Here is a 13,192-nt window from a genome sequence, read left to right on the forward strand (position 1 = left end):
CGGGGTCGGGGTGAAGCTCGACGGCAAACTGATTGCCAGCGGCGGCGACATTCAGCTCGACGCAAACGGGCAACTGAGTCTGGCCGACACCTCGGCCACCGGCGCGGTCAACGTCAAAGCCGCCAGCCTCGACGCGCAAGCTCCGGTCTACGCAGGCACATCGCTCAACGTGCAAACCCAAGGCAACCTGACCAACCGCCAGACCCTCGCCGCCCGCGACAGCGTGGTGCTCAGCGCCGGCGGGCAACTGACCAACGCCGGCGCCATCGAAGCCGGGGTCAATGCCGACGGCAGCCGTAACAGCAACGGTGATTTGAGCCTTCGCGCACAGAATCTGAGCAACAGTGGCAAGAGCCTCAGCGCCAGCCGCAACCTGACGGTCAACGCCGCGCAGACCCTGAACAATCAGGGCGGTACCCTCAGTGGCCAGACCACGACGGTCACTGCCGGGACGCTGGATAACCGCAATGCTGGCAAAGTGCAGGGCAACAATAGCCTGGCCCTGACCGCCAATCAGGTGCTGAACAATCAAGGCACGCTCACCAGCACCGGCAAACTCACCGGCAACATCGGCCAGCTGATCAACAGCAACGGTGAGCTGGGTAGTCAGAGCGACGTGGTACTGACAGTCACCTCGCTGGACAACGTCGCCGGCCTGATCAGCGCTGGCCGTCTACTCGACATCACCGCCTTCGGCGCCATCAACAACCGCACCGGGCAGATCGGTGCGAAACAGGCCTTGATGTTGAAAGCGCAACAACTGGACAACAGCCAGCAAGGCCAGTTGACCAGCGAGGGCACACTGACCACGCGCATCAGCGACCAGTTGAGCAACCAGAACAAGGGCCTGATCCAGGCCAACGGTGCGATGGACGTGCAGGCCACGCGCCTGGATAACCGCGCCGGCAAGATTTCCGGTCTCGACACCCTGACCGTCAGCAGCGCGACCACCGACAACCGTGCGGGTGTTTTGCGCGCCGACAAAGCGACGACGCTGCTGATCGATAATCTGGATAACCGCGACAAGGGCCGCGCCGAGAGCAAGGCAGCGCTGACCTTCGAAGGCAGCACACTGAACAACAGCAATGGCGGCTTGCTGACCTCGACCGGACTATTGAGCCTCAAAGCCCGGGATGTCACCAACGATGCCGGACGGATTTCCGGCAAGGGCGATATCGCCGCCAGCATCGACAACTTGACTCAGCAATCGGGCGAGCTGGTTGCCGAAGGCAATCTGAAACTCACCGGCAAGACTCTCAACAGTCGTCAGGACAGCCTCGTCGGGTCGCTCAAGACCCTGACTGTCAACGTCGACCAGATCGACAACCGCGCGAGCACCTTGTCCAGCCAACTCGACCTGCATATCAACGGCAAGCGTCTGGACAACAGTGAAGGCGGCAAGGTGCTGTCCGATACCACGCTGGGCCTGAAAGTCGCGCAGATCATCAACGCCACCAATGGCCTGATTTTCAGCAAGGGCGCAGCGACGCTCAGCGGCATCGGTTTGAGCAACGTGGGCGGGCGAATCGTCAGCCAGAACACACTGAACCTCACCTTCGACAATGCCCTCGACAACCAGCAAGGCCTGATCAGCAGTGAAGGGCAGATGACCCTGAATGTCGGCAGCCTCGACAATCGCCTGGGCAAGCTGTCGAGCCTTGAAGCGATGGCACTGACCAGCGTCGCCGCGGTGCAAAACCAGAGCGGTCTGATCGCCTCGCAGAAGGGCCTGACGTTTACCAGCGGCAGCCTTGATAACAGTGACAACGGCATTATCAGCGCCAAGGCCGATTCGACCCTGACCACCGGTGAGTTCAAAAACCGTCAGGGCGGCAGCCTTGCCACGGACGGGACGCTGTTGCTGACCACCGCGCACCTGGATAACTCCGGTGGCATCATCGGCAGCCAGAAAAAACTGCAGGCTTCCGTTACTTCGCTGCAGCAGGATGGCGGCGAGCTATTCAGCAATGCCGACCTGACGCTCGACCTGAATAACGGTCTGCTCGACAACCAGCGCGGCTATATTCATACGCCTGGCCAGTTGCTGCTGAAAAACCTCAAAGAGGTGAACAACGGCGGAGGTGAAATTTCCGCCGCCAAGGCCTGGAACCTCAACGCACAAAGCCTGAACAACGACGGCGGCAAGCTGCTCAGCAATGAAAAACTCACCCTGGTCATCGACCGTGCGCTGAGCAACGTAAAAGGCCTGATCGCCTCCGCTGGTCTCGAAGCGCGCAGTGCCAGCCTCGACAACAGCGGCGGTGAGATTCGTGGGCGTGGCGCGGTAGATTTCACCGTCACCGATCTGTTCGACAACCAGGCTGGCGTGGTCATCGCCGACGATGGCTTGACGCTCACTGCCGCGCGTCTGGATAACCGTCAGGAAGGCCTGGTCGGTTCGACCCAAGCGCTGCAGCTGGTCGTCGACCGTGTCGACAACCGCAGCGGTGAACTGTCGAGCAAGGCCGGTGTGAGCCTGATCGGCGCCTGGCTCGACAACAGCGACAGCGGCTACATGCTGGCGGGCGGCAATCTGGCGTTGACCGTCAACGAGGTAATCAACCGCAACAACGGCGTGCTGTCCGGCGCCACCGGCCTGACGCTGGTCGGCAAAAGTCTGGAAAACAGCGCTCGCCTGGCCACGCAACAAGACCTCGCCATCACTCTTTCCGGCGAGCTGAACAACGCGCAGGGCAGTCTGTTCAGCGAAGGTGCGCTGGCGATCGATGCGCAAAACCTCAATAACGATGGCGGTACGCTGTCCAGCGCCAAAGCGCTCAGCGTCGACACACGCGGTGCGGTCAGCAACCGTGGCGGCCAGTTGTTGACCGATGCAGCGTTGACGCTCACCAGCAGCGCGCTGGACAACCAGCAGAAAGGCGTGATCAGCAGCAAAAGCAATCTGCACATCACTACCGGCGAACTCAATAACAGTCAGGCGAGCATTTACGCCGCCGATCAGCTTGAGTTGAGCGCCGGCAAAGTGACCAATACGGCTGGCAGCCTCGGCGCTGGCAATGCGTTGACTGCCGATATTCAGGGCCTCGATCAGCAGGGCGGCAAACTGTTCAGCAGCCACGCCAGCGTCAGCGTCGACCTGCACGGTGGTGCGCTGAACAACCAGGGCGGGGTGATCAATGCGCCGGGACAGTTGCTGCTGAAAAATCTCGCTGAGGTGAACAACCGTGGCGGCGAGATTTCCAGCGAGCAGGCCTTTGAACTGATCGCCAAATCGCTGGACAACAGCGGCGGCCAAGTGTTGAGCAATCAGAAACTGAGCCTGACCCTCGACAAGGCTCTGACTTCGATCAAAGGCACGATCGCAGCAGCAGCGTTGCAGGTTCGCGCGGCCAGTCTGGACAACAGCGATGGCGGCGTATTGCTCAGTGACAGCGATATCTCGGTGACCGTCGATGGCCTGCTCGACAACCACAACAAGGGCAGCATCCGCGCCGCGCAACAACTGACCCTCAACAGCACCGGCCTGAACAACCAGAACGGCACATTGGTGGGCGCCGCCGGCATCGCCATCGATCTGGGCGCCACCGCGCAGGATCTCAACAACCAGGGCGGGGTGATCAGCAGCAAAGGCGCGCTGAGTATCGCGCACCTGCGTGACCTCAATAACCAGGACGGCGTGATCAACAGCAAAGGCGTGCTGAGCATCGCCACCCTGCGTGACCTGAACAACCAGAAAGGTGAAATTTCCAGCGTCAACAGCTTCAGCCTCAACGCCAACAGTCTGGACAATCGCGGCGGCAACCTGATCAGCAATCAGCAACTGACCCTCACGGCGGCCGAGCTGAAAAACAACGGCGGCCTGATCTCAGGCTGGATCGGCGTGACCCTGGCCGGCGGCACTATCGATAACAGCCTCGGCGGCGCGATCTCCAGCCAGCTCGGCAATGTCAGCATCGACCTCAGTGGCGCGCTGATCAACCACAGCCAGGGTGGCGTCGGCAGCAAGGGCGAGCTTTACATCAAGGCCGCCAGCCTCAACAACAGCGCCGGCACGCTGACCAGCGACGGCAAGCAAACCCTGACCGTGCTCGGCGGCGAACTCAACAACGCCTCCGGTGGTTTGATCAAAAGCGCTGAAACCCTTGATATCCGTGCTGCGAGCCTGAACAACGCCTCGGGTAACCTGAACGCGAAAAAAGCCATGACCTTCACCGGTGGTGCGTTGAACAACACTGGCGGCAGCCTGGTCGGCGATGACCGCGTCACACTCGACCTGCTCGGCGCGCTGACCAACGTCAACGGCGCACTCGGCAGCACCGGGCCGTTGTTGCTGACGCGCTCTACCGGTGTCGACAACCGTGGCGGCCAGATCATCAGCCAGAACCTGCTGAGCCTGCTCACCAGCGGCGATCTCAACAACAGCCAGCGCGGCACAATCGCGGCCAGCAGCCAACTGAATCTCACCGCCGACGGCCTGCTGCGCAACGACGGCGATGGCCTGATTTCCAGTGGCGCCGCCGACGCCACCCTCACCGCAGCCGCACTGAACAACGCCGGCGGCGCCGTGCAAAGCATGACCGCGCTGACCGTCAACACCGGCAACGGCGCAATCGACAACCAGGGCGGCAAGATCATTGCGCAGAACGGCGACCTGAACCTCACCGCCGCCAGCCTCGACAGCCGAGGCGGCGTGCTGTCGAGCCTCAAAGGTCTGCTGCAAACCCGTCTGACCGGTGTCCTGCGCAACGGCCAGTCAGGCAAGATCGAAGGCAGCCGCCTCGACCTGCGTGCATTGGGCGGCATCTACAGCGACGGCGGGCGGATCGCCGCCAACAGCGGCGACATCCTGCTCAACGCCGGCGGCAACGCCCTCGACAACAGCGGCGGCGGCATCTATGCCCGTGGCCAGGTGAACGTCACCGCCGGCGCGATGAACAACACGGCCGGCCAGGTCAGCGGCAGCCTCATCGGCCTCGGCCTTGGCGGCAATCTCACCAACAACGGCGGCCTGATCGAAAGCGCCAGCACCCTGGCGATTCGCGCCGCCAACCTCAACAACCAGAGCGGCAAACTCCGCGCCCTCGGCGGCAGCGGCAAAACCGATTTCCAGATCGGCAGCCAGTTCGACAACCGCAATGGCCTGGTGGAAACCGCCAACACCGACTTCACCCTTGCCGCACCGAGCTTGCTCAACGCTGACGGCACGGTGACCCATGTCGGCCTCGGTGAGTTCGGCATCTCCACCGCCAACGTAATGAACGCCGGCGGCTCACTGGTGACCCGTGGCGGCCTGACCCTGAACGCGGACAGCTGGACCAACAGCAGCGTGATTCAGGCGGGGCGGTTGACGGTAAATGTCGGCAATTTCGTGCAGACGGCCAGTGGGCAGTTGCTGGCCTCGAATCAGTTGGTGGGACGTGGCGGGAACTGGACGAATGAGGGGTTGATTGCCAGTGATGGCTTGCTCGATATTCAGCTGAGCGGCAATTACGGCGGCAATGGGCGAGTGAGCAGCGTCGGCGATCTGGGGCTGCTGGCTTCGCGCATCGATTTAAGCAGTGTGGCGAGCATCACCGGTGCATCGACCGCCACGGTCACCAGCCGTGGCACCCTGACCAATCTGGGGCGGCTCACCTCGGCCGACAGCCTGACCGTCAATACTGCGTCGCTGGTCAACAACGGGACGTTGGGCAGCGCTGGCAATCTGCGGATCAACAGTGATTCATTGCTCAACGAGAACGGTCTGATCTTCAGCGGCCGTGACATGAACCTGCGCGTCGGGTCGCTTACCAACCGTTACGCCGACATCTATGGCATGGGCAATATCAGTATTGCCCGCGACGACAGCAACGGCTGGAGCTCTTCGATCAATAACATTTCGGCGACGATCGAAAGTGTGGGTGATCTGAGTCTGGCGGCCGATCACATCGAGAATCGTAAGGATGTGTTTGAGGTTGCTGCCGGTGGCGGGCTGGTCTCGGGAACCATTGGTGTTCGATGCACGACGTGCACCTCGTTCAGTGGCCTCAACTTCGAGAGCCGCTTGCCCAGCCACTTGGTCTGGGTTGAAAAATACCACTCGACCATTGTCAAGGACTCGGCATCAGGCACCTTGACTGCCGGGCGCGACCTTACGGGCAACGGACGCGAATTTATTAACAACGCCTCGGTAGTCAGCGCGGGCCGCAATTTAACTTTCAACGTACAGAACTTCACTAACCAGGGGGCGACGGTTGGGGATTACACGGTCACGCGCTGGATTGATACGCCTAAGGCAGCCAGAGGCTGGAACTTCTGGCAGGACGTTTTGAATTACAACGCCGCTAACGATCCGGATTACGACTCAGGTTTCACCGGAGTGCTGAACGGCAAAAGAACGATGGTTCCCAATATTCATACCTGGGACATGAATGAAGTCGAATCACTTACCAGAATAGGCGGGCGTCAAGGGGGCGGCGAAGCGATCAGATACCTCATGTTCGGCTCGATCGCTGTCGAGTACGATTCCGGAAAGCTCCACTATGCTGCACCCAGTTACGACACCGGCGTACGTGCAGAGGCGCCGGACTTTATCAAGAACGCGGCATTCACCAGAAATACCATCACTGAAAGCTCCCCGACGGCCAACGCCAACGCGGTCGTTCAGGCAGGTGGCACCGTCTACATAAATGCTACCAACAAACTGGACAACGGCGTGGTTCGTAACGGTAACGCCGCTGCCGCGGGCGCTTCTCGTCTGGGCTCGACTCAATTGGCGGGCCAGGTAACGCCGACCGTCATTCGCATCAACGCGCAGTTGCCTCCAGACTTGGCCCAACAACAGGTCAACCCACTGGCCTTGCCGGGCTTCACCCTGCCGAGCGGCGACAACGGCCTGTTCCGTCTGAGCAAAAAGGACGGTAGCGAGCAGGCGATGGTGGCCGCCGAAGCCTGGAAGATCAGCTCCATCAGCGCCGCACCCTCGACACATGCGGGCGGGATGCCGGTCCGACATGCGACCGATTTCAAGATCGACGACAACGCCCCGGTCTCGGTGAAAAACCGCGAACTGGCACTGGCTGATCGTCAGTCGCTGAATCTCAACGACAAGACCGCAATGATCAGCGTCAATGCCGCCGAGAGCGGCGGACTTGTCCGGGTTTCAGCGCCTGATCGTGGCAATGTTTCCTTTGACGTGCCACGTGTACAGGGTCTGCCTGACACCAGCGTGCGCTCCAACCCGCACAAATACCTGATCGAAACCAACCCGGCGCTGACCGACATCAAGCGGTTCATGAGCTCGGACTATCTGCTGGACAAGCTCGGCTACGACCCCGACACCAGCGCCAAGCGCCTGGGCGATGGCCTGTTCGAACAGCGCATGGTGCAGCAGGCCGTGGTGGCCCGTACCGGCCAACGCTTCATCGACGGCCAGACCTCCGACGAAGCGATGTTCAAGTATCTGATGAACAACGCCATCGCCAGCAAGGATCAGCTCAACCTGTCGATGGGCGTCACCTTGACCGCGCAACAAGTCGCAGCGCTGACCCATGACATCGTCTGGCTCGAAGAGCACGAAGTGAATGGCGAAAAAGTGTTGGTGCCGGTGCTGTATCTGGCCCAGGCGGACAACCGGCTCGCACCCAATGGCGCGTTGATTCAGGGCAACGACGTAACCCTCATTGCCGGTGGCAACCTCGATAACGCAGGCACGCTGCGCGCCTCCAACAACCTCTCGGCTGAAGCTGGCAACAACCTCACCAACAGCGGTTTGATCGAAGCGGGCGAGCGCCTGACGCTCAAGGCCGGCAACGACATCATCAACAAGTCCGGCGGCATCATTTCCGGCAAGGACGTCACCCTGACCACGGTCAACGGTGACGTCATCAACCAGCGTGACGTGAACAGCGTTGACGTCAGCCGGGGCGGCAACGTGTTCCACCGGGACTACCTGGACAACGCCGCCCGGATCGAGGCAGCCAACGATCTGACGATCAAGGCTGGCCGCGATATCAATAACATCGGCGGTGTTTTGAAAAGCGGTCAGGACATGACGCTCGATGCAGATCGCGACGTCAATATCACTTCGGTTCAGGACCGTAGTACGAATGGGCGGGGTAGTAGCTTCCTCAACCAGACCATCACCCAGCACGGCGCTGAAGTGACGTCCGGACGGGATCTGTCGATCAGTGCTGATCGCGACGTGGCGATCGTGGCCAGTCGACTGGATGCCAAGCGCGATCTCAGCGTCGATTCGGGTAACGACATCGTCATCACTTCGGCCGCCGATGAGAGCGACTACGTTTCGCGCAGCAAAAAACGCGCGAACGAAACTCACAGCATCACGCAGCAATCATCAGTGTTGAACGCCGGTCGCGACATCGCGCTGAACGCCGGCAACGACCTGGGCATCATTGCCAGCCGCATCAAAGCGACCGAGGACATCAGCCTCGATGCCGAGCAGGACATTACCGTAGCTTCGGCGAAGGATGAGAGTTCGTCTTATTACTACAAGAAGAAAAAGGGTTCATTCGGTAAAAGTAAAACCACAGAGCGAGGAAGCTACGACAGCACCAACGTGGCTTCTGTGATTGAGGCTGGCCATGATCTGACGGTCAACACCACCCAGTCGGCCGAAGGCGGCGTCTCTTTGAATGGAGGCCACGACGTTACTGTCATTGGCAGCCAAATGAAGGCTGGTAATAACCTTGTCCTGGGGGCGTTGAACGATATCTCGGTGCTCTCCAGTGTTGACGAGCACAGTGACTACAGCAAAACCACCAAGAAGGGATCTTTCGGTCTCTCCAAGAGTGGCAAAAGCGCAGTCAACACGAGCACCAGTCAGATCGCCAGCGAGTTCCAGGCTGGCAAAGACGTAGTCGTTGCTTCAGGCAAGGATTTCCTGTTGCAGGCCAGCACCGTTTCAGCGGCCAACGACGTCGAGTTCCGCGCCGGTCTGGTCGATGACAGCGGTGACATAAACCTGATTTCGGCCGACGAAACCGACTACAGCCGAAGTGAAGCCTACAAAAAGAAAACCGGGCTTTCTGTTTCCGGCGGTTTCCTTTCCCTTTCTTCAGCCAAAGAGGCGGGACGGCTGGGTGAAGGCAGCACGAGCGTTGGCAGCATGGTCAGCGCCGGGCGGGACACGATCCTGAGCGCCGAGCGCGATATCAACGTTCTAGGCAGCGGCATCGATGCCGGACGCCACGTCAGCATGGACGCGGGTCGAGACGTCAGCATAGTCGCCGCTTCCGACGAAAGTGCCGAGCAGGCCTGGTCGAAATCGAAAAAAGCCGGTATCGGCGTTTCCAGTGACGCTAATGGCGTGAGTTTCTTTGCCGGTGCCGATGGGCTCAAGGAAAAGGACCGGCGCGAACAGCAGACCGGTGCCGCCAGCCAGATCAGTGCCGGCCAGGATCTGAGCATCAACGCCAAACGCGACATCAACCAGACCGGCTCGGATCTGGTGGCGAATAACGACATCAACCTGACCGCCGGGCGCAATATCAACATTGACGCGGCTCGCGAAACGCTTTTGGTGGAACAGCAGCGCGAGGCCGAACGCAATGGCTTGGGCGTGAGCCTGAACCATAACTACGGCCAGACCAAAGACGCTGTAAATGGCGCCGGTAAAGGTGAGGACAACGTCAGCAAAGGCTCGAGCACCCTCAAGGCGGTGGATGCAGTCGGCCAATTTGTTTCGGGCCCGACTGCGGACGTCAAGTTCGGCAACAGCAAGCAAAGCAGCAGTCAGCAGAGCATCGAGCAGAGCAATCGTTCGTCAACCTTGAATGCCGGCCACGACCTGAACCTGAATGCCAAAAATGATGTGACGGTAAAGGGTGCGAAGTTCCAGGCGGGGCGCGACATCAATGTCGTCGGACGCGATGTCACCTTCGACGTCGCCAAAGGCAATGTCAGCCAAGACAGTACCCAGCGCGAAAGCTGGGGCGGCATCCATGGCGGAACCAGTGGTGGCTTCAAGATCGGTGTCGGCGGCAGCTACGGGGTCGCCACTGAAGATGGTTCACATGGCACTTCCACGCCGACTCAACTGGGTGCTGGCCGGGACGTCAATCTGCAAGCCGAACACGATCTCAACCTGATCGGTACTCAGGTCACGGCTCGCCGTGATATCGAGCTCAACGCTTTCAATGACCTCAACATCCGCTCGACACAGAACGACAGCAGCAGTGACCGCAACCGCCACAACGGCGGCGGGGAGCTGGGTCTGGTATTCGGTTCCGAGGGTGTTGGTGTGTACGCCAGCGTCAACCTGGGCAAAGGCAATCTGGAGCGTGAGGGCGAGCGTCAGCAGGAGGCTTACCTCTATGCAGGCGACCGACTGGGCTTCACCAGCGGCAAGGACACCAATATCGCTGGCGCTACGTTGCGTGGTGATGAGGTCAATGGGCGCGTGGGCGGTGATCTGAATGTCTCTTCGGTCCCTGACACCGGGAAAGTGAAGGGTAAAGAGTTCGATATCAGTGTAACCGCCACATTTGGTCCGGGCGCTGGTGTCAGCGGTTCAGTCGGTTACGGCCAGACCACCGGCAAGACGAACTGGATCGAACAGCAAACCAGCATTACCGGTAAAAGCAAAGTCGATATCCGTACCGAAAATCACACTCAACTGGACGGTGCACTGATCGCTGCCGACAACGGTAATTTGAAACTGGATACCGGCACGTTGGGCTTCAGTGACATCGCCGGTACAGACAAAGAGCACGGTTATTACCTGAACGTCGGTGGCAGTTACACCGCTGGCAAAGGCAGCGGTGCTCAGGACGGCAGCCAGGTTGGTAAAGGCAAGGAAGGCGAAACTGGCTGGAGCGTCAACGGCTGGAAGTACGACAAAGACCGAGAACAGATCGTGCGCGGCACCGTCGGCGCCGGCGAGATCGTGGTACGCCAGGACGCCGAAACGGGCAAGGATTCGACTGCCGGTTTGAATCGCGACGTAGACAAAGGTTACGAAATCACCAAGGACAAGGAGTCTCGCACCGATCTGTACGTGAGCAAATCGTCACTTGAGGCCGTCGCCGATCCTTCGGGCACATTGAAGGACTGGGCAGAAAAAATAGAGAACTACGGTGACGCCACTCAGGGCTCTATCGAAGCTGCGCTGTCCCTCGTCACAGGGCCTGTCAACCTGGTTGGTCAGGCCTGGAACAATCTTCAGGCACAGCGAGTATCGCTGGATGAAGTGCCAGCCTCGGCGCGTCAGGATCTGGGGGACGAACTGGCACTTAGCATTGCCAAAAATCTGGTGCGCAATGGAGGGAAGCCGGGGGATATAAATGATCTGAAGCCTGAAGACGTAATAGTCATTCGCAAATTCGCGCAGGTATTCGTCACATTCGCACAGCAGCAACAGGGCTGCAGTGATTCAACCGGATGTGGTGATAAAAGTCAGGCATCGGATCCGGTTCATACCCACTTCCGGGACACGGATGGCGAAAATCGCGCCATCGGAACCGTAAATCTGGTTCCCGATTCTCCGGGCGACAAGCTCCTGTTTGAGGCTGAAAAGCTACAAAGCTACATGGACGCGCTACCCAAGGAGCAAGTTCAGCTACTTGGCCTCGCCATTCAGGCAGCGATGGGGCCAGCAAAAGCTGCTGTTGGTCTGGCAGGAAATGTCCTGATCGCCAAGCTATTCGGCGACAAGATTGATGCCGCCAAGGATGCAATTGCCAAGGGGATTGCCAGCGAGCTCAGCGGTGAAGACAAGAAACGCCTGGAAGCCAGCGATAACGCCTTCAAGAAGATGTTTGGGCTCGGTGTAAGCGATCAAAAGGGCGACGTTTATGTGCGCGGGGCCACTACGCTGCTGAACATCGCGCTAGGCACCGCAACCAACATGGCAGGTAGCATCACTGGCAAGGTTTTCAGTATCGCCGGAAACAAGGGAACCGGCGGCGGGAAGCTGACAGATCCTATAGATCCCAAGCATCCGGGTTGGGCAGATGAACTTGGCGACTCCCCAGGCAAAGGCTGGGTTGACGGACCAAAGGCCAATCCACCTGTTTCCCCGTTCCATGGCGATGCGCCCAAGACTCACGTCGAGACGGTTGTTAAAGTCGATACCACCAAGTCCGTCAAGGGTAGCCATGAATATGAACTGCTCAACAATCCTGCTGCCAGAAGCCCGAACACCCGTTATGAGCTTGATAACGGCACAAGCTTCACCACCAACAGCAAAGGCATGGTCGAGGAATTGACATTTACACCGACCAAAGAGAAGGTTCCTCGGGATCCGAGACAAACTGAAGCAGGCAAGGAAGGCAGAGACACGGATGTGGGCGGGCATGCGCAAGCGTGTAGCCAGGGCGGCACGTGCGATGGGTACAATCTGTTTCCACAGGATAAGAATTTCAACAATTCGGCCTACAAGGTTTTCTATGAAAATAGAATCAAGGAGGCGCTCAATGATCCTTCTAAAACTGTAGGGCAGACGACAATCAAGTTCGAGAGAGCAGATCCAGGCAATCCGAGACCCGATTCACTAATATTGACGTACACCATAGATGGCAAGCCAAAAACCGTGACGTTTAAAAACGAAGCCAAGCATGTTCCAGAGGTAAAAGCGTGATTACTCAGGATTTTGAAATCGTCAACCAGATTTTTCAATTGGTTGAAGCCGGGATTGTCAAGGGATACGACGCTTTCAGCTACAGCGTCGAATGGGGCGGTAACTATATGGAAGCAGAGCTTTCCGTTGAGAAAGACGGTGTTGAGAGGTGGGATGCCGAAACGGATTTTAATAATTCAAAAATCTACATGCTCGTGGAGAAGCTTCACGAAAATGCAGCTGTAAGGGGCGAACCATGGAAATCCTTCGTGCTCTCGTATCGCGATGGCGAACAAGTGCGAACGAAATTTGGTTATTGAACCACGGGGCGTCGAACGGACAGGCATGGTCATCGAAGATCTAGAAGTCATTAAAAGCATTTTCCGAATCGTTCATGGCGGCATCGTCCACGGCTACGACTCTTTTCGTTACGAGATCGAGATGGGAGAAGGGTTTATGGAAGCCGAGTTGACCGTCGAAAAGAACGGCATTGAAGTGACGGATGCCGAGATCGATTTTAATATTTCCGACGTGTATTTTCTGGCAAAAGAACTAAAAGCCAACGCCGTGCAACGTGGAGAGCCTTGGAAGTCTCTCGCCATGTCATACCGCGAGGGCGAACAGGTGAGAACGAATTTCAGCTATTGACCTCTCACCAGACTCATACAGCGGATC

2 protein-coding genes and 1 pseudogene are annotated in these 13,192 nt (G+C 58.7%); all 3 read left to right on the forward strand.

Translation table 11 applies throughout. The features are described from left to right. Nucleotides 1-11,032: pseudogene (locus VNV36_RS23165) on the forward strand (hemagglutinin repeat-containing protein); the annotation flags it as partial. 1,502 nt (nucleotides 11,033-12,534) lie between these two features. Continuing rightward, nucleotides 12,535-12,837, forward strand: coding sequence for a hypothetical protein (locus tag VNV36_RS23170; protein ID WP_325720951.1), 303 nt, complete (start codon nucleotides 12,535-12,537; stop codon nucleotides 12,835-12,837). 25 nt (nucleotides 12,838-12,862) lie between these two features. Further along, the gene (locus tag VNV36_RS23175; RefSeq protein WP_325720953.1) at nucleotides 12,863-13,165 is read left to right on the forward strand and encodes a hypothetical protein; all 303 of its coding nucleotides are present in this window, start codon (nucleotides 12,863-12,865) and stop codon (nucleotides 13,163-13,165) included. Nucleotides 13,166-13,192: the final 27 nt, after the last annotated feature.

Source organism: Pseudomonas sp., assembly GCF_035554175.1.
Taxonomy (GTDB): Bacteria; Pseudomonadota; Gammaproteobacteria; order Pseudomonadales; family Pseudomonadaceae; genus Aquipseudomonas.

Excerpts from the sequence above, each read along its gene's own strand:
- VNV36_RS23175 (WP_325720953.1), top strand. The coding sequence starts at position 12,863 with ATGGTCATCGAAGATCTAGAAGTCATTAAAAGCATTTTCCGAATCGTT.